Source organism: Streptomyces coeruleofuscus (genome assembly GCF_039532725.1).
Lineage (GTDB): Bacteria > Actinomycetota > Actinomycetes > Streptomycetales > Streptomycetaceae > Streptomyces > Streptomyces coeruleofuscus.
In genome coordinates this window covers 405,426-422,405 of sequence record NZ_BAAASE010000006.1, presented here as the reverse complement: position 1 = coordinate 422,405, position 16,980 = coordinate 405,426, and the positions used below count along the sequence as shown (strand labels likewise).

Below are 16,980 nucleotides of genomic sequence, written 5' to 3'. Positions count from 1 at the left end.
CATGGCGTTGTTGGGGCGCCGTGTATGGCCAGGTTAGGCACGGGGTGGCCACGCTGTGTGCTGAATCACAAACTCAGCGTGGAGGTAGGAAAGGTGCGCTCGACCGAAGAAATCGTGGAGTCACTGCGGGACGCGCTCGCGGGAGTGGGTGTCGTGCTGCCGTCCCTGTGCGTCGATCCGGTCACGGCCGCGAGTGGCGAGCCGTTCGCCCTGGTCGACCTGGGGCGGTGCAACGTACGAACGGCCGAGCAGCTGACCGACGTACTGCGTGCGCTGCCCGTGCGGGAGGCGCTGCGGGCGCGGGTGAGGCAGGTCAACCGGGAACCGAAGGCGAGGTGAGACGGGCTGTCCGGCTGAGTGGGGTAGATCCAGTATCCCAGCGGCGGGGGGCCTGCGTCACCGTTCTCCGGAATGATCTTTCTGGGCGGAATGCCGCTTTAGGGTTTCCTCAACTCCCCGTCAATGAGAGGAAGTTGTAGATGACCCTCGCCGTACTCGCCGAGGAACTCACCGCCATGGCCGCCGCCGATCACGAGATGGCCGTCACCGGAGCCGCCCACAGCGACGACCCGGCCGAGCAGCTCGCCTGGCGGCGGCTCACCGCCCGGCACGGGGACCGGCTGAACGAGATCATGGACGAGGTCGGCTGGCCCACCGCCGACCTCGTCGGTGAGGACGCCGCCCGGGCCGCCTGGCTGATCGCCCAGCACGCCGACCGGCAGCTGGACGTGCAGCGGCGGGCGCTGCGGTTGCTGGAGGAGGCGGTGGGGGCGGGGGCGGCCGAGTCTCGGGATCTGGCGTTCCTGCGGGACCGCACCCTCGTCAACGAGGGACGGGAGCAGGTCTACGGCACCCAGATCGCCGGTGTCAGGGGCGACGGCTCGCCGATCCCGTGGCCCTGCGCCGAGCCCGAGCGCGTCGACGAGCTGCGCGCGGGAGTCGGCATCGAGCCGTTCGCCGAGTACGTCGCGCGGTACTCCTAGGTGCGTGAGTCCAGGGCCGCCCGCAAGTGGCCGTCGGATTCCGCCAGGAGGCGGGCCGCCGTCGGGCCGTCCACGTCGGCCAGGATGGTCAGGATCGCGTTCTTCACCTCGCCGTCGGTGGCGGCCAGGGCCCGTTCGATCTCCTCGTCGCCGGCGCCGGTGGCGAGGGCGACGATGCGGTGGGAGCGGGCGCGCAGTTTGTCGTTGGAGGCGCGGACGTCGACCATCAGGTTTCCGTAGGTCTTGCCCAGGCGGATCATCGTGATCGTCGAGAGCATGTTGAGGACGAGCTTCTGTGCCGTGCCGGCCTTCAGGCGGGTGGAGCCGGTGAGCAGTTCGGGACCCACGACGATCTCCACGCCGTGCTCGGCGGCGGCTGCCAGCGGGCTGTCGGCGTTGCAGGCGAGGCCGATGGTGAGGGAGCCGCGGCTGCGGGCGTACTCGACCGCGCCGATGGCGTAGGGCGTGCGGCCGGAGGCGGAGATGCCGACCACCGTGTCGTCCGGGGTCAGGCCGAGGGGCTCCAGGTCGGCACGGGCCAGTTCCCGGGAGTCCTCCGCGCCCTCGACCGAGGTGACCACGGCCTGCGGGCCGCCCGCGATCAGCCCGACGACCCGGGAGGGGTCGGTGTTGAAGGTGGGCGGGCACTCGGAGGCGTCCAGGACGCCCAGCCGGCCCGCCGTGCCCGCACCCGCGTAGACCAGGCGGCCGCCCCGGGCCATCCGCTCGGCCAGGGCGTCGATCGCGGCGGCGATCTGCGGCAGCCGGGCCGCGACCGCCCCGGCCACGGTGGCGTCCTCGCCGTTCATGAGCCGCGCGATGTCGAGGGTGGGCAGCCGGTCGATGCCGGCGAGGTCCGGCCGGAACGCCTCGGTGGTCAGGGACCCCAACTCGGCTCTGAGATCACGGGGGTCGGAGGTGGAGGTCATGGGACGGCTCTTTCTGTGTCTTTCCGTGCTTCCGGTGCCGGCCGGGGCCGGCTCAGGAACGGTGCCGGTGGGCCAGCGCCTCGTACGACGCCGAGAGCGCCGGCGCCGCCGTCTCGTACGTCCGCTGCGCCACCCCCACGAACAGGCAGTCCACCACAAGAAGCTGACCGGTCCGGGACGACATCGCCGCGGGACGCAGCTCGCTCTCTCGCGCGGTGGACGTGGTGAGGACGTGGTCGGCGTACTGGGAGACCGGGCCGTCGGGACGGCCGGTGATCGCCACCGTCGTCGCCCCGCGCTCGAAGGCGACCCGCAGCGGCTCGATGACGTCCCCCGTCGACCCGGAGTGCGTGATGGCGATCGCGACGTCGCCCGCGCGCAGTTGCACGGCGTTGGTGACGGCCAGGTGCGGATCGCTGTGCGCATGCGCCACCAGCCCTATGCGCAGCAGCTTCTGCGTGAGGTCCTGGGCGACCAGCCCGGACGCCCCGACGCCGTACACGTCCGTGCGGCGGGCACCGGTCAGCGCGGTGACGGCCGCGCCCAGCTGGACGGTGTCGAGGCCGGCGGCGGTGTCGGCGAGGGTCTGCTGCTCGTCGTAGGCGAGCTTCGCGACGACGTCGGCGATCGGGTCGTCGACCGCGATGTCCGTCGTTATGGCCGGGGCGCGGCCGGACTGCTGCTGTGCGGCGAGGCCGGCGAGGGCCAGGCGCAGGTCCCGGTAACCCGGATAGCCCAGCAGCCGGGCGGTGCGTACGACGGTGGCCTCGCTGGTGCCGGTGAGTTCGGCGAGGCCGGTGACCGTGAGGGCCGCGCAGCCGGCCGGGTCGCCCGCGACGGCCTCGGCGACGCGCTGCATGGAACGCGTCATCGACGGGCCCAGCGTGCGGACCTTGGCCGCGAGGGCGGCGGGGGCCGGCGGGGTGCCGAAACTTTCCTTCACTCTTGAGGTCACCTCTGAAAGATATTTTCGGCTCGGCGCCACGGTCAAGAGTGCGCACAATGGGGGCATGGACCCCATCAGCCCCCTGGAGCAGGCGCTGCACGCCGCGCGCGCCCTCGTGCTGGCCGACCTCGTCGCGGGACGCGTCGCGGAGGCGGACGTCGTGTCGCTGGTCGAGGAGTCCGTCGTGCAGCGGCGGTGGTGGGTCGAACAGTGGCCGGAGGGCGCGCAGTACGTCGCCGGTCTGGTCGCGCAGGACGTGCAGGACGCCCTGCTGGAGCGCTACGGCCGCTGGCCGCTGTGCCCGGTGTGCGGCACCGGCGACCCGCATGCGCTGGAGGTGCAACCGGAGTTGGGGCCCGACCCGCACTGGGTGTGCAGCGAGGCGGGCGTCAAGGTCGCGGCGCTGGGATCGCTGGGCGATGCCCTCGGCGGAGCGGCGCCCTCGTGACCGTCTACATCGACCCGCCGACCTGGCCCGGTCACGGCCGCATGTGGTCCCACCTGATCAGCGACGTCTCCTACGAGGAGCTGCACACCTTCGCCGAACGCCTCGGCGTGCCCCGGCGCGCCTTCGAGCGCGACCACTACGACATCCCCGCCCAGTCGTACGAGGACGCCGTGGCCGCCGGGGCCGTGGAGGTCAGCAGCCGCGAGGTGGTGCGGCTGCTGCACGGGGCGGGGCTGCGGCGGCCCAAGGGGCGGGCTCAGTCGCCGGGTTCGCGCAGTTCGTAGGAGACCTGCTCGGCGTCCTCCGCGACGGCCTTGAACCCGGCGCGGGCGAGGACGTTGTGCGAGGGCGTGTTGTCCCGCTCGACGTTCGCGACGACGGTCCGTACCTCGTCCCGGGACAGCGCGTACGCCGACAGCGCGCGCAGCGCCTCGGTGGCGTAGCCGTGGCCACGGGCCGCCTCGACCAGGTCGTAGCCGATCTCCACCCGCCCCGACTCGTCCGGGACGCCGTGGAAGCCCATGGCGCCGAGCGCGCGGCCGTCCTCGCGCCGGACCAGGACGTACATGCCCCACTCGGGCCGGTGGACGCCGTCCTCGTACTGCTTGAACACCAGCCCGGCGCCCACCCGGGTGCCCTCGGCCGGTTCGCCTCCGAGCCACTCGAAGCCGCCGTCGCCGACCGTGCCCAGATCGCCGGCCGCCGCCGGGGTGACGCCCTGAAGGGTCAGCCGCTCGGTCGGCAGCACCAGGTTGTTGGACCAGCGCCACTCGGTGACCGGCTCGCGGCCGGGCAGGTCACCCCGGCCCGTGGCCCACAGCAGGGTCCGCCACGGGGTGGGGCCGGGCTGCACGTGCGGGAAGATCCGGGTGAGGACGAAGTCGCACAGCTCGGGGGCCGGTTCGTACGACACGCCCAGCCCCTCGGCCATGTCGTGGGTGTGCAGCAGCACCTCGGCCGTGCCCATCGCGGCGAACCCCTCACGGTTCGCGCTGCGGAACGGATACGGATGGAAGGCCCGCACCTCGCGCGGGGTGGTGCGGATCGCGGCGGCGAACAGGGTGCCCATCGTGCGGATCACGCGCAGCGCGCCCGCGTTGTCCGTCCCCTCCTCCAGCGAGATCTCGAACGGCGTGTACGCCTCCTGCTCGCGCCCCGCCAGCTGCCCCGCGTACGCGATGAGGTCCCCGGCGATGTGCGCCGCCGTCTCCCGGCAGCTCCACTCCAGCCGCCCGGCGCGCACCGCCTCCCAGTCCCGGTCGGTGACCGCCCCCAGCAGGCCCACGCACTCGGCGACGGCCTGTTCCACCTGTTCCGCACCCGTTGTCCACATGCCGGGCAGGTTACGAGGGGACCTCGGGTGGAAGCGACAGCATTTCCAGCTCGGCGGTGAGGTTGTAGCGGGCCGTCGCCTCCCACTCCGACGCTCCGTACGGCGTCCTGAACAGCTTCGGCAGGTCGAGGAGTTGGCGCAGGATCGCCGCGCGGCCCGTGCGGAAGGCGTCGTTCGGGACGAAGTGGTACTCCTCGCGGACGGCCGCGGTGTAGGCGGCGTACGCCGACGGGGGCGAGGCGAGGATCGCCAGGTCGGCGTCGCACAGCACCTGGCCGTCGGGGTCGTCGTCGGCGGGGTCGTGGCCGACGGTGAGGCGGACCAGGCGGGCCACCTCGGCGGTCCTGGCGGCGGACACGCCGGCCTCGGGGAGGGCGCGCTCGGCCAGGCGGGCGGAGCGTTCCTCGTTCTCGGAGCGGTCGGGGAGGTAGACGGCGTCGTGGAACCAGGCGGCCAGCCGGACCACGTCCGGGTCGTGCGCGTACTTCTCCAGCACGTCGATGCGGTCCAGGACCGCCGTGAGGTGCGCGACCGTGTGGTAGCGGCGCTGGGGCTCCTGCCAGCGGCCGAGCAGGTCGTCGGCGTACGGGTCCGGGTCCGGGCCGCCGGCCGGGCCCCGGGCCGCTTCCAGGGTGCGGACGAAGCGGGCGCGGAGGGCGTCGAGATCGGCCATGAGGGCATTCTCCCGCTGGACGGGGCGCGGCACCTAGCGTGGGTCCCATGACGACTCCTGCTGATGTGCACGACGTACGGGACCCCGAGCAGCCCGGGCGGCTGCTCGCGATCGAGCGTGACGCGCTGATCCCGCTGTTGCGGGACAGGGCCGAGGAGGACTTCGCGCTGCCCGTGAGGGCGTGTCCGGGCTGGTCGGTGCGGTCGGTGCTGGCGCACTGCTCGGCCGCGCTCACGCGGGTGGTGGAGAACCGGTTCGAGGAGGGCGTGTTCTCGCCCGAGTCGAACGACCGGGACATCGCCGAGCGGGACGGCTGGAGCAACGCGCGGGTGGTCGACGAGCTGGAGCGCGGGATGACCGGGGCCGGGCCGGTCATCGCAGGGTCGGACGGGCAGCTGGACGGTCTCGCGCTGGGGGAGTGGGTGCACGCCGGGGACGTGCGCGAGGCCCTCGGCGAGCCCGGGGCGTACGGCGGGGCAGGGCTGCCGGACGCGCTCGCGCTGCTCGCCCGGCTCACCCGCGAGCGGGGGCACGTGCCGCTGCACGCCGACCTCGACGACCTGGACGAACCGCTGCGGCTGGGCGAGAGCGGCGGGGAGCGGCCCCCGGGGCGCTTCATCGGGGACGGGCCGACGCTGGTGCGGCTGTACACGGGACGGCCGGTCGACGGGGCGCCCGCGTTCGAGCTGGTCGGGGTGGAGGCGAAGGACCTGAACATCTTCGGGTGAGCCATGGCCCCCAAGGGCTTGGAATCGGGCGTGAGCGGGCAGCGTAGTCTTGATTGGACTAGACCTGTTGTCGAACGCCGACGCCATGCCGACGAAGGGGCCCCATGAGCAAGCGTGCAGTCCTGGAGGTGATCGCACTCGGCGTCGAGGACGCGGTCGCCGCCCAGGCCGGAGGCGCGGACCGCCTCGAACTGGTCACCGACATGGCGGCCGACGGGCTCACCCCGTCGGCCGCGACCGTCGCCGGGATCCGCCGTGCCGTCGACATCTCGCTGCGGGTGATGCTGCGGCTCGCCGACGGCTTCGCGGCCGGGGACGTCGACCGGCTGGTCGGCGTGACCGCCGGGCTGCGTGAGGCCGGGGCCGAGGAGTTCGTGCTGGGGTTCCTCGACGCGGGGGGTGGGGTGGATCTGGCGGCTGTGGAGCGGGTTGTGGGGGTGCTGGACGGCTGCCCCTGGACCTTCCACCGGGCGATCGACCGGGCCGCCGACCGGGATGCCCTGCGCAAGCAGCTGGACGGGATGCCGGGGTTGGACACGTACCTGACGGCCGGGTCGGCGGACGGGGTTGACGACGGGCTTCCCGTGCTGCTCGCCGAGGCGGGGCGGTCCGGAGAGCCGGGGTATGAGCAGCGGTTGCTGGTGGGGGGCGGCTTGCGGCTGGAGCACGTGCCGGTGTTGCGGGGGGTGGGGGTGGACGCGTTTCACATCGGTGGGGCGGTGCGGCCGGGGGGCTGGGGGGAGCCGGTGTCGGCGGAGGCCGTCGCCGAGTGGCGGGCTGCGGTGGACGCTTCTTGACAGGCACAGGGTGTTGCGGCTGGGGGCGGGTGGGTGCGCGGCTCGGCGCTACGAGGTGCCGCTGCGCCCACCCGTGCCGCCCCTAGCAGCACGATTGCCCGCAGCTACGTCGGCACGAATGCCCGAGCTACTCGGCACGAGTGCCCCGCAACTGCTCTGGCACGACTGCCCGCAGCTAGGCCAGTTGCGGCGGCAGCGGCGCCGCGTGCGTCACCGTCAGCCCCGACACCGCTCGCGTCAGCGCCACGTACAGGCGTCGCAAGCCCGTCCGTTCGTCCGGCTCGCCGTCGACCACCGCACGGGGCTCGTCCAGGACGACGTAGTCGTACTCCAGACCCTTCGCGAGCGACGCCGGGACCAGGGTCAGGCGGGTCTCCCGGGTCGTCTCCTCGCCGGGGCCGAGGTACGCGATCCCGGCCTTCGTCAGGGCCGCCGCCAGCTCCGGGACCCGGGCGTCCGCCGCGATCAGGCCCGTCGAACCCTCGTGGCGCAGGGATGCGCGGCAGGCGTCGACCACGTCCGTCGTCCCCGCGACCGGCCGGACCTCGAAGTGGCCCGGGTTCTCCCGGATCGACACGACCGGGGTGAGCCCCGGGGCGATGTGCGGGAGCAGCCGGGAGGCGTACGTGATGACGTCCGTCGGCACGCGGAAACCGGCCGTCAGCTCCTCGATCACCGCCTCCGGCTTGCCCAGGTGGGTCAGCGCCTCCTCCCATGCCCGGGTCGCCCACGGCGTCGTGCCCTGCGCCAGGTCGCCGAGGACGGTCGCGCTGCCGGTCGTGCAGCGGCGGCCGACCGCCCGGTACTGCATGGGGGAGAGGTCCTGCGCCTCGTCGAGGACGACATGGCCGAGGGAGTGCGTGCGCTGGATCAGGTCGGTGGCCTCGTCGATGAGAACGGCGTCGGCGGCCGACCACTGGGCGGACTTGACGCTGCGCGCCGGTTTCGCCCACAGCACCGCCTTCTGCTCCTCCTCGTCGAGGATCCCCGCCGCGTGCTCGGCGAGGAAGTCCGCGTCCGACAGCAGGCGCAGCACCAGCTTCGCCGGGTCGACCGCCGGCCAGACCGCCTTGACGGCCGCCTTGACCGCGCTGTTGCGGGCCACCGCGTCCTGCACCCGGTCGTCCGGCGCCTCCCCCGACCGCTCCATCTGCACCAGCACGGCGTGCGCGATGCGCTGCGGCAGGGCCTCGCGGGCGGCGCCGTAGCGGATGTCGCGGTCGAGCAACTCGCGGACGAGCTCCTCCAGTTCGTACGCCGCCACACGCCACCGGCGGGAGCCGCGCACGACCACGACCGGCTCGGTGGGCATCGTGACGTGCGAGTAGAGGGCCCTGCGCAGCACCCGCGCCATGCGGGCGTCGCCCTTGACGACCGCGGCCGTCGCGTCGTCCGTCCCCTTGATCCCCACGTGCGCCACCAGGTCCTCGACGGTGGCCTGCTGGACCGTCAACTCGCCGAGAGCGGGCAGCACCTGCTCGATGTAGTGCAGGAAGGAACGGTTCGGTCCGATGACGAGCGTGCCGGTGCGGGCGAGGCGCTCGCGGTGGGCGTAGAGGAGGTAGGCGACCCGGTGCAGGCCGACGGCGGTCTTCCCGGTGCCCGGGCCGCCCTGCACGCACACCGTGCCGGAGAGCCCCGACCGGACGATCTCGTCCTGCTCGGGCTGGATCGTCGCGACGATGTCCCGCATCGGGCCGACGCGGGGCCGCTCGATCTCCTGCTGGAGCAGTTTGCTGGTGCGCGCCGCCTCGCCGGGGTCCGACAGGTGCTCGTCCTCGTACGCCGTGAGGTCGCCGCCCGTGTAGCCGAAGCGGCGGCGCAGCGCGATGTCCATCGGGTCCTTCTTGGAGGCCCGGTAGAACGGCTGGGATACGGGGGCGCGCCAGTCGATGACCATCGGGTCACCGTCGTGGTCGTGCACGTGCCGCCGCCCGATATAGAAGCGCTCTCCTTCCGCGCCCTCGGCCTGCTCGGCGCCCGGTGCGCGCAGGTAGTCGAGCCGCCCGAAGAACAACGGGGTGTCGCTGAGGTCGGCCAGGGCCTTGATGCGCTCCTCGATCTGGCGGGCCAGCACCTCCGCGTTGACCCAGTTCGCGGTGACGTCGGTGATGTCGAGGGCCTCTACGTCCTCGCGCATGGCACGCAGGGCGGAACGGGACGCGGAGAGGTGGGAGCGCTCACGGGAGAGCGGGTCGTCGACGGGCGTGGACAAGGGGGTGCCTCCGGAGGACCTGCTGAAGGGATGCGGTGAGATGCCGGCCGGTTTCCGTCCGGTCGGCGGCGCTCCGGGAGGGAGGCGGGCAAGAGCGGAGATCTTAAAGGAGCGGAGGAGCCGACCGCCAATGGTTTTCCCGTCCCCTGTTTCCCGTCCCCTGTCTCCCGTCCCTTGTTCCTCGTCCCCTAGGGGACGAGGGCCTCCTCCCTCAGGGGCACGGGTCGGTCCGCAGGCGTACGAGCGGAGTACGCGGGTTCGGCCCTCAGACCGACGCGGACTTTACGACCGGAAACGCACCATGGAGACATGAGCGCAGCAACCTTCTCCCCCGCTTCGGCACCGGGCCGCCCGCCCGGCGCCACCGCCGTGGCAGGCAGCCACCACCGTCATCGCCTCGGCGATGCCCTGCGCGCCGTCAGGGTGTTCGCCGGCGCCGCCTTCGACGTGGTCATCCTCGGCCAGTACGGCGAGGAAGTGGGCGTGGTCCGCCGGAAGTGACCGGGGCGTGGCCCGCCGGCCTCAGCTCTCCGCGAGCAACTCGTCCGCGTCCATGATCCGGTACGCGTACCCCTGCTCCGCCAGGAAGCGCTGGCGGTGCGCGGCGAAGTCCTGGTCGATGGTGTCCCTCGCGACCACCGAGTAGAAGTGCGCCTGGTGACCGTCGGACTTCGGCCGGAGCACCCGGCCCAGCCGCTGGGCCTCCTCCTGGCGCGACCCGAACGTGCCGGACACCTGGATCGCGACCGTCGCCTCCGGCAGGTCGATCGAGAAGTTCGCGACCTTCGACACGACGAGCACGCTGATCTCGCCCTCCCGGAACGCGTCGAACAACTTCTCCCGCTGCGCGTTCGACGTCTCGCCCTTGATCACGGGCGCCCCGAGGTGCTCACCCAGTTCGTCGAGCTGGTCGATGTACTGGCCGATGACGAGGATCTGCTGCCCGGCGAAGCGGCGGACGATCGCCTCCGTGACCTTCCGCTTGGTGTCGGTCGTCGCACAGAAGCGGTACTTCTCCTCCGCCTCGGCCGTGGCGTACGCGAGCCGCTCCGCGTCCGTCAGATTGACCCGGACCTCCACACAGTCGGCGGGCGCGATGTAGCCCTGCGCCTCGATCTCCTTCCACGGCGCGTCGAACCGCTTGGGCCCGATCAGGGAGAAGACGTCCGACTCGCGCCCGTCCTCACGCACCAGCGTGGCCGTGAGACCCAGCCGCCGCCGCGCCTGGAGATCCGCCGTGAACTTGAACACCGGGGCCGGCAGCAGGTGCACCTCGTCGTAGACGATCAGGCCCCAGTCCCGGGAGTCGAACAGCTCCAGGTGCGGATAGACGCCCTTCCGCTTGGTCGTCAGCACCTGGTACGTGGCGATCGTGACGGGCCGGATCTCCTTCTTCGTCCCGCTGTACTCGCCGATCTCGTCCTCGGTGAGCGACGTCCGCCGCACCAGCTCGTGCTTCCACTGCCGGGCGGAGACCGTGTTCGTGACGAGGATCAGGGTCGTGGACTTCGCCTGCGCCATCGACCCCGCGCCGACCAGCGTCTTGCCCGCACCACAGGGCAGCACGACCACGCCCGACCCGCCGTGCCAGAAGTTCTCCACCGCCTGCTTCTGGTACGGCCGCAGCGCCCAGCCGTCCTCGGCCAGCTCGATCGCGTGCGCCTCGCCGTCGACGTATCCGGCGAGGTCCTCGGCCGGCCAGCCCAGCTTCAGCAGCGTCTGCTTGATCTGCCCGCGCTCGGAGGGGTGCACGGCGACCGTGTCCGGGTCGATGCGGGCGCCGACCAGCGGCGCGACCCGCTTCGACCGCAGGATCTCCTCCAGCACCGGACGGTCGGTGGTGGTCAGGACCAGCCCGTGCGCCGGGTGCTTGGACAGCGTGAGCCGCCCGTAGCGGTCCATCGTCTCGGCGATGTCGACCAGCAGCGCGTGCGGCACCGGATAGCGGCTGTACTGCACCAGCGCGTCCACGACCTGCTCGGCGTCGTGACCCGCCGCCCGGGCGTTCCACAGGCCCAGCGGCGTCACGCGGTAGGTGTGGATGTGCTCCGGCGCCCGCTCCAGCTCCGCGAACGGGGCGATGGCCCGACGGCAGTCGTCGGCCTGCTCGTGGTCGACTTCCAGGAGCAGGGTCTTGTCGGACTGGACGATCAGCGGACCATTCACGCGTGGCACCCTTTCCCACGGCCGGACGGCTCGGACGGCTCGAACGACTCGGCCAAACGTCCAGTGTGCCTGATCGTCGCCGTCCCGAGGGTGTGATCTGCGCGGGACCGGACCGTCTCCGGTCCTACTGAATGCCTTTTCATCCCAACGTGTGGTGTGAATTCAGTTTTTCCACGGCGGCCCCGAAGAATGGCGAACCGTGCGGAACCCCACGACCACCACGCTCGGATACGCCCTGTTCGCCACCCGCTGGCTCCAGGCCCCGCTCTACTTCGGGCTGGTGGCCGCCCAGGGCGTCTACGTCTACAAATTCTTCAAGGAGCTCCGGACCTTAATCCTGATGTGCGTGAGCGGGCACGCCACCGAGACGTACGTGATGCTCGCGGTGCTCAAGCTGGTCGACGTCGTCATGATCGCCAACCTGCTCATCATGGTGATCGTCGGCGGCTACGAGACCTTCGTCTCGCGCATCGGCCTCCAGGGCCACCGTGACCAGCCCGAATGGCTCTCGCACGTCAACTCCAACGTACTGAAGGTCAAGCTCGCCACGGCGATCGTGGGCATCTCCTCCGTCCACCTGCTCCAGATGTTCGTGGACGTCCACCACACCTCCCGGCACGCCCTGCTGTGGGGGACGGTGATCCACATGGCGTTCATCTTCTCGGCGGCGATCCTCGCCTACATGTCGGGCCCGATGGCCGCGCACGGGGATCGCGCACATGCCGAGCGCCCGCAGGCCGCGCCCGGGCGGGCGACGCCGGCCCAGGTGGAACGCGATCACGGGGAGCAGCGGCACGGGGAGCCGGAACAGGAGGGACCGGCGGCCACGCCTGTGGTTCCCCGGCAGCCGGGCCCGGACGCGGACGCCGAGGCCCGGGTCCGCGCGGCCGGCTTCCCGGCCCGCAAGCTGCTGGAGGACTTCGACCAGCAGCACCCCCGGGGCTTCGACCGGGAGGCCTTGGCCCGGCTCGGCAAGGCGGAGTTCGTCGCCGCCCGGCGCAACGTGGTCCTCGTCGGCCCGCCCGGCACCGGCAAGACCCACCTCGCCATCGGCCTCGGCATGCGCGCCTGCCAGGCCGGGCACCGGGTGCTCTTCGCGACCGCCGCCGAGTGGGCCGCCCGGCTCTCCGACGCCCGGGCCGCCGGACGGCTCGACGCGGAGCTGGCCGCCCTCGACGAGTACCCCCTGCTCATCGTCGACGAGGTCGGCTACACGCCCCTCGACGCGGCGACCGCCGGACTGTTCTTCCGCCTGGTCGCGCACCGTTACGAGCGTGCCTCGCTGATCGTGACCGGCGACCGCCCGCCCGGCCGCTGGGACGAGGTCTTCGGTGCCTCCGCCCCGGCGCTGGTGGACCGCCTCGCCCATCACGCCGACGTCGTGCGGCTGGACGGCGACAGCTACCGGACGCGCCGCGCTACTTCAGCGTGGGCAGACTGACGTTCTGGATCAGCGGTCCTTCGATGCCGATCGCCTCGTTGACCAGGGGCTCGGTGCCCGCGGCGGGCAGGGGCAGCGGCGGGGCGGGCGGGGCCGCCGCGGCGGAGGGCGCGAGCACGCCCACCAGGGCGACGGTGGAGAGGGCGACGGCGGGCAGTTTTTCACGCATGGGGACGACGGGGCCTTTCGCTTGCTGAGAGACGAGGAACACCCCACCGCGGGCCGGCCCGGGGACGCCGGGACCGGCCCGATGGGTGCGCGGGAGGCGGATCAGATCTGCGGTGTCTCGAGGACGAGGCCGGCCACATCGATGCTCACAGCGGCGGCCGGGGTGGCCAGCCCACCGAACGTCATCAGGGCGGCGGCGGCCAGAACGGCGGCGACTCGACGGACAGCGCGCATGCTGGGACTTCCTTTCCACAAGGCTCACACGGACACCCGGTGGCTGCCCCCGGCCGAACGGCGGAATGCGGCGCGCCCGGCGAAGTCGCCCAAGGGTGGGACATCCCCGGCGTGGCGTGCATGAACGTCGGCGTGCACCCGAACGGGTGAGACGACGCCCAGGCGGAACGGCCCGTCAGCCCGCGTCGTCGGCGAGCTCCGCGACCCCGGTGATCCGGTGCAGCGGGTACGTACGGACCTCGTCCGCCGTGTGGTCGTACGCCGTGACGAAGCCGCCCTCGACGCGGATCGGGGCGATGACGCGCTGGCTGGCGGCGCCCTCGGCGTTGACGTATCCGATCCACAGGGCCTCGCCGGTCAGGACGGCGGCCTGCACGGTGGCGAGGGTCTCGGCGGAACCGGTGCGGGGCAGTTCGCCGCTGACCTCCGGAGCCGTGCCGGGCTTGCGCGGGGTGGTGGAGGCGAGGTCGCCGGCCCGGATGGCGCGCAGGGCCGCCGCGAGGAGGGTGTCGTCGGGGACCGGCGGGCCCTCCGGCACCGGCTCGGGCGCGGTGCGGGGCGGGGTGCGGTGGGCGTGCGCGCGAGTGATCAGGACGTCGCCCTCGGCGGACTCTGCGGCCGGCGCGAAGCCCATCGCCCGCAGGCCCTCCAGCAGCCCCGCCGGGTCGGTCTGCGCGGCCAGCACGGTCGGGGCGAGCCGGCGCAGCCCGAGCCCGGCGGCCCGCTTGTCGGCGATGATCTCGTTGAGCACCGCGTCGTCGTCGCAGCGGACGTACGCCGAGGCCGCGCCGACGCGCAGGTGCCCGTGCCTGCGGGCGACGTCGTCGATCAGGTACGTGAGCGGCTGCGGCACCGGTGTGCGGGAGTGCGCGGCGAGGAAGGCGTGCAGGTCCGAGGCGCTCTGCCCGGCGTCGAGGGCGCGCCGCACGGAGCCGGGCGTGAACCGGTAGACGGTGGCCCCGCCCTTGGACTCGACGTCCGCCAGCACGCCCAGCATGTCGGCGAGCGGGCGCCGCAAGGGGCCGGGCGCCACCGCCGTCAGGTCGGCCTGGAGCAGCACGTGGTCCAGCGGCTCGGGCAGGAGGGGGGTGAGCAGCCGGGCCGCGGCGGCGGAGGCGACGTCCTGTTCGGCGGGGGAGAGGGTGGGGACCTGCGTGGGGCGGTGGTGGACCGGGAGCTTGTCGCCCGGCCCGGAGGACTCCGCTTCCAGGCTCTTCGCGGGAGCCGCGGGCGCGCCCAGCAGGGCCCTGCCGTGGGCCGACAGCGCACCCCTGCCCGTCACGCCCAGCATTTCCGCCTCGGACAGGGCCCACTCGGCGAGACGGCTGCGCGGGTCGTCCTCCCTCCCCCACGCTCGGCTTCGCTCGCGCGGGGGGACCCCCACGGCGCCGCGCAGCGGCCGCTCCCAGCGCAGCCGGGCCAGCACCGACTCGGCGGCCGGCGCGGTGCCCTCGGGCAGCCCGGCCAGCAGCGCCAGCACCCGGTGCCGTACCTCCGGCGCCGCCGAGCGGTCCAGACCCGGCCCGAGCGCCGACAACGTGCGGTCCTTCGCGTCCCGCCCGCCCACCAGCCCGGGCGTGCGGGTCGCCGGGAGCCACGCCGTGACCAGCCGGGACCAGCGCTCGGGGGCGGGCAGCTCCAGCCACTCGTCGTACGCCGGGGTGGCCGCGTACCGCTCGTCGGCCTCGCCGTCCGGGGCGATCAGGCCCGCCGCGTACGCCAGTTCCACCCAGAACGCGGCGACCGGCTCGGGCACGTCGAGGGCGACGGCGGTCCGCTTCAGGTCCCGCACGCTCAGCCCGCCGGCCCGCAGCACCGCCGGCCCGCCCTCGTCCCAGTCCTTCAGCAGCTCCTCCACGGTCGCGAGGGCGGTGTACGCCTGCCCGGCCGCGGTGCTGTCCACAACCTGTGGATGGTGCACGGCGGCGGCCTCGACCGCCGGCGGCACCGGCTCGGGCGTTTGGTGCGCGAGCCCCCGCCGCAGGTGCAGGGCGACCTCGCGCGGCAGCACGACCGTCCCGGGCGCCGTCGGCAGCAGCAGCCCCCGGTCCAGCAGCCAGCGCAGCCGGGGCGCCGGATCGGCCGTGACCTGCCCGTACGGCGGCCCCCACACCAGCCGCTCCAGCACGTCGAGGGAGTCGGCCGGGGCCTCGGCGAGCAGCGCGGCCATCCGGCGCCGGTTCGTGAACAGCCCGGTCAGGGAGGTCACCGCGGAGACCGAGTCGTGGGTCGAGGGCAGCCCGGCTGCCGTGACGATCTCCTGGATGCGCCCCGGGGACATCCCGGCGGTGGCCTCCTGGACCGTCGGGCCGAGCCCCGTCGGGGAGGGGTGCTGCGGCGAGGGCGCCAGCAGCTCACGGGCCGTGCGGACCAGCCGCAGCCGGTCGTCGCCGCCCCAGACCAGGGCCTGCTCGCGCAGGACGCCCAGGGCGTGCGGCAGGGCCTGGACGACGGCCGGGTCGGCGTCGTCCCCGGCCATGAGCCCGAGCAGTGCGTCGTACGTCGCCGGATCCGCCGCCACGGCCAGCGCCTCCGCCGTCTGGAGCGTGAACCGGTCCAGCCGCTCCAGGGCCCGCACGACCGAGGCCCGGGTCCCGGCGCGGGTCGCGAGCTGCGTGAGATCGGTGGGGACGGGCGTGATGAGATCCGGACGGCTGCGCAGGAGCGCGCCCAGCGAGACGTCGTCCCGCCCGCGGAGTGCTTCCGCGAGGGAACGGGGGGCCGCAGGCCTGTCCTCGGTGCTCATCCGGTCCACGGTAGCGGGTCGCCTCCGGAGGCCGGGCCGACTGTGCGCGGGCGGACGGGGCCGGTGCCGGACGGGCATGTGGGTCACCCGCTCGTACTCGCGGTACCGTCGAGCGACGGCGTCAGCCAACGCACACGCCCCGGAGGGGACTTCGTGGGGATTGAGAGCGACCAGGTCGTTTACGAGTATCTGAGCCGCGTCGGAGACGTGGCCCAGCAGCGGCAGTTGTCGTCGGCCACCCGCATGCGTCTGGTCGCGGACCTGCGCAACGAGATCGACCGGCGCCGCGCGAAGGCCACCGTCGACTCGCCCGCCGCCGTCCGCCGCATCCTGTCCCGCCTCGGCAGCCCCGACGAGGTCGTGGCGTCGGCCGCGGACGGCACGGGCGGCGGCGGTACGACGGACAGCGCCCCCGCCGCCGTGCCCGTACAGCGCGAGGCCCGCGAGCGGGACGAGCCGGACGAGCGGCCGAAGGGGGTCATGCGGCGCGTCGTACCGCGTCCCCGCCCGGCCCGGCCCGCCGAGGGGCCACGTCCCGCCGTCGAGGGCGCGGCCCCGCCGCACCTGGCCGCCGGGCACGAGCTCGGGGACAGCGCGGTCCAGCCGGACTGGTGGCGGGTGGAGAGCAGCCCCTTCGGGGCGGGCGACGACGTGCCGGGCTTCGTGGGCGGCGTGGAACTGCCGGACCTGCTGAAGCCGCCGAAGCCGAGGAAGCCGGAGCCGGCGAAGGCGGCGGCCGACGGGGAGCCGGTGCCGGTCGTCGAGGACGCCGGGGTGCCGGAGGAGACGGCCGGCAAGGCGAGTCGCCGGCGTCTCCCCGGTCTGCCCGCGGGCGGCTGGAGCAACCCGCTCCTCCTGATCGCCGCCGGTCTCCTCGTCGCGGGCGCCGTACTCGGCAACTGGTTCGTGCTGGTCCTCGGCTGGCTCATCGCCTACGCCTCCCGCCGCCTGAGCCCGGCCGAGACGAAGTGGGCGGTCGTGATCCTCCCCAGCCTCTCCGTCGCGGCCGGCATTCTCTGGCTGTGGGGCAGGATGAACGACCGCTGGGGCACCCCGATCACCGAGGGCCACATGAACGACGCGGTGGCGGAGACCTGGCCGTGGGTGGTCAGGGGCGCGGCGGTGGCGTCGGCGCTGTTCCTGGTCTGGCGCTCACAGCGCTCTCGTTAGGCC

At 73.4% G+C, this 16,980-nt stretch carries 18 protein-coding genes; 9 read left to right on the top strand and 9 right to left on the bottom strand.

The genetic code is table 11. From position 1 onward, the window contains the following. Window positions 1–78: 78 nt before the first annotated feature. Window positions 79–339, top strand: coding sequence for a hypothetical protein (locus ABFX81_RS25400; protein WP_346138700.1), 261 nt, complete (start codon window positions 79–81; stop codon window positions 337–339). A 140-nt stretch (window positions 340–479) separates the two neighbouring features. Continuing rightward, the gene (locus ABFX81_RS25395; RefSeq protein WP_086848205.1) at window positions 480–983 is read left to right on the top strand and encodes a DUF6624 domain-containing protein; all 504 of its coding nucleotides are present in this window, start codon (window positions 480–482) and stop codon (window positions 981–983) included. Here ABFX81_RS25395 and murQ read toward each other — a convergent pair. Both murQ and ABFX81_RS25385 read right to left on the bottom strand, forming a co-directional pair. Beyond that, on the bottom strand, window positions 980–1,912 hold the full coding sequence (gene murQ, locus ABFX81_RS25390) for an N-acetylmuramic acid 6-phosphate etherase (RefSeq protein ID WP_086848207.1): 933 nt from the start codon (window positions 1,910–1,912) through the stop codon (window positions 980–982). The genes ABFX81_RS25395 and murQ overlap by 4 nt on opposite strands. Window positions 1,913–1,964: 52 nt before the next feature. After that, window positions 1,965–2,867: a MurR/RpiR family transcriptional regulator gene (locus tag ABFX81_RS25385; protein ID WP_086848209.1), complete on the bottom strand. Its 903-nt coding sequence runs from the start codon at window positions 2,865–2,867 to the stop codon at window positions 1,965–1,967. Between the two features lie 55 nt (window positions 2,868–2,922). On the opposite strand from ABFX81_RS25385, the gene ABFX81_RS25380 reads away from it, so the two are divergent. Further along, window positions 2,923–3,306 carry a hypothetical protein gene (locus ABFX81_RS25380; RefSeq protein WP_086848211.1) on the top strand — a complete coding sequence of 128 codons (384 nt, stop codon included), beginning with the start codon at window positions 2,923–2,925 and terminating at the stop codon, window positions 3,304–3,306. Beyond that, complete coding sequence (locus ABFX81_RS25375; protein ID WP_086848213.1) at window positions 3,303–3,590, top strand: DUF4031 domain-containing protein; 288 nt, start codon at window positions 3,303–3,305, stop codon at window positions 3,588–3,590. Before ABFX81_RS25380 ends, ABFX81_RS25375 begins: the two co-directional genes overlap by 4 nt. Here the strand turns inward: ABFX81_RS25375 and ABFX81_RS25370 are convergent. After that, on the bottom strand, window positions 3,563–4,615 hold the full coding sequence (locus ABFX81_RS25370) for a GNAT family N-acetyltransferase (protein ID WP_086848215.1): 1,053 nt from the start codon (window positions 4,613–4,615) through the stop codon (window positions 3,563–3,565). The genes ABFX81_RS25375 and ABFX81_RS25370 overlap by 28 nt on opposite strands. Before the next feature lie 34 nt (window positions 4,616–4,649). Continuing rightward, window positions 4,650–5,312: a hypothetical protein gene (locus ABFX81_RS25365; RefSeq protein WP_086848217.1), complete on the bottom strand. Its 663-nt coding sequence runs from the start codon at window positions 5,310–5,312 to the stop codon at window positions 4,650–4,652. A 47-nt stretch (window positions 5,313–5,359) separates the two neighbouring features. On the opposite strand from ABFX81_RS25365, the gene ABFX81_RS25360 reads away from it, so the two are divergent. After that, a complete protein-coding gene (locus tag ABFX81_RS25360) occupies window positions 5,360–6,040 on the top strand; it encodes a maleylpyruvate isomerase family mycothiol-dependent enzyme (protein WP_346138699.1) in 681 nt (226 codons plus the stop codon). A 104-nt stretch (window positions 6,041–6,144) separates the two neighbouring features. Continuing rightward, entirely contained in the window at window positions 6,145–6,837 is a 693-nt protein-coding gene (locus ABFX81_RS25355; protein ID WP_346138698.1) for a copper homeostasis protein CutC, read from the top strand. A 175-nt stretch (window positions 6,838–7,012) separates the two neighbouring features. On the opposite strand, the gene ABFX81_RS25350 is transcribed toward ABFX81_RS25355, so the two are convergent. Next, complete coding sequence (locus ABFX81_RS25350; protein ID WP_086853531.1) at window positions 7,013–9,052, bottom strand: UvrD-helicase domain-containing protein; 2,040 nt, start codon at window positions 9,050–9,052, stop codon at window positions 7,013–7,015. A gap of 309 nt (window positions 9,053–9,361) precedes the next feature. Here ABFX81_RS25350 and ABFX81_RS25345 point away from each other — a divergent pair, with 309 nt between their 5' ends. Beyond that, entirely contained in the window at window positions 9,362–9,553 is a 192-nt protein-coding gene (locus ABFX81_RS25345; protein WP_086848789.1) for a hypothetical protein, read from the top strand. 21 nt (window positions 9,554–9,574) lie between these two features. Here ABFX81_RS25345 and ABFX81_RS25340 read toward each other — a convergent pair whose 3' ends face one another. Then, window positions 9,575–11,218 (bottom strand): DNA repair helicase XPB, encoded by a 1,644-nt coding sequence (locus ABFX81_RS25340; protein WP_086848791.1) that lies wholly within the window; start codon window positions 11,216–11,218, stop codon window positions 9,575–9,577. A gap of 199 nt (window positions 11,219–11,417) precedes the next feature. Between ABFX81_RS25340 and istB the strand changes: the two genes are divergently transcribed. Then, entirely contained in the window at window positions 11,418–12,659 is a 1,242-nt protein-coding gene (gene istB, locus ABFX81_RS25335; RefSeq protein ID WP_346138697.1) for an IS21-like element helper ATPase IstB, read from the top strand. On the opposite strand, the gene ABFX81_RS25330 is transcribed toward istB, so the two are convergent. The 3 genes from ABFX81_RS25330 to ABFX81_RS25320 form a co-directional block, all read right to left on the bottom strand. Further along, window positions 12,637–12,828 carry a hypothetical protein gene (locus ABFX81_RS25330; protein WP_086848795.1) on the bottom strand — a complete coding sequence of 64 codons (192 nt, stop codon included), beginning with the start codon at window positions 12,826–12,828 and terminating at the stop codon, window positions 12,637–12,639. The genes istB and ABFX81_RS25330 overlap by 23 nt on opposite strands. 101 nt (window positions 12,829–12,929) lie before the next feature. Further along, window positions 12,930–13,061, bottom strand: a complete 132-nt coding sequence (locus tag ABFX81_RS25325) for a hypothetical protein (RefSeq protein ID WP_346138696.1) — start codon at window positions 13,059–13,061, stop codon at window positions 12,930–12,932. 175 nt (window positions 13,062–13,236) lie between these two features. Next, window positions 13,237–15,807, bottom strand: a complete 2,571-nt coding sequence (locus ABFX81_RS25320) for a helicase-associated domain-containing protein (RefSeq protein WP_346138695.1) — start codon at window positions 15,805–15,807, stop codon at window positions 13,237–13,239. A gap of 153 nt (window positions 15,808–15,960) precedes the next feature. Here ABFX81_RS25320 and ABFX81_RS25315 point away from each other — a divergent pair, with 153 nt between their 5' ends. Further along, a complete protein-coding gene (locus ABFX81_RS25315) occupies window positions 15,961–16,977 on the top strand; it encodes a hypothetical protein (protein WP_346138694.1) in 1,017 nt (338 codons plus the stop codon). Window positions 16,978–16,980 lie beyond the last annotated feature (3 nt).

Bases quoted from the DNA above. Each gene is read 5' to 3' on its own strand.
- murQ (WP_086848207.1), bottom strand. From the start codon at position 1,912: ATGACCTCCACCTCCGACCCCCGTGATCTCAGAGCCGAGTTGGGGTCC.
- ABFX81_RS25320 (WP_346138695.1), bottom strand. From the start codon at position 15,807: ATGAGCACCGAGGACAGGCCTGCGGCCCCCCGTTCCCTCGCGGAAGCA.
- ABFX81_RS25395 (WP_086848205.1), top strand. From the start codon at position 480: ATGACCCTCGCCGTACTCGCCGAGGAACTCACCGCCATGGCCGCCGCC.
- ABFX81_RS25355 (WP_346138698.1), top strand. From the start codon at position 6,145: ATGAGCAAGCGTGCAGTCCTGGAGGTGATCGCACTCGGCGTCGAGGAC.
- ABFX81_RS25330 (WP_086848795.1), bottom strand. From the start codon at position 12,828: ATGCGTGAAAAACTGCCCGCCGTCGCCCTCTCCACCGTCGCCCTGGTG.
- ABFX81_RS25380 (WP_086848211.1), top strand. From the start codon at position 2,923: ATGGACCCCATCAGCCCCCTGGAGCAGGCGCTGCACGCCGCGCGCGCC.
- ABFX81_RS25345 (WP_086848789.1), top strand. From the start codon at position 9,362: ATGAGCGCAGCAACCTTCTCCCCCGCTTCGGCACCGGGCCGCCCGCCC.
- ABFX81_RS25360 (WP_346138699.1), top strand. From the start codon at position 5,360: ATGACGACTCCTGCTGATGTGCACGACGTACGGGACCCCGAGCAGCCC.
- ABFX81_RS25325 (WP_346138696.1), bottom strand. From the start codon at position 13,061: ATGCGCGCTGTCCGTCGAGTCGCCGCCGTTCTGGCCGCCGCCGCCCTG.
- ABFX81_RS25365 (WP_086848217.1), bottom strand. From the start codon at position 5,312: ATGGCCGATCTCGACGCCCTCCGCGCCCGCTTCGTCCGCACCCTGGAA.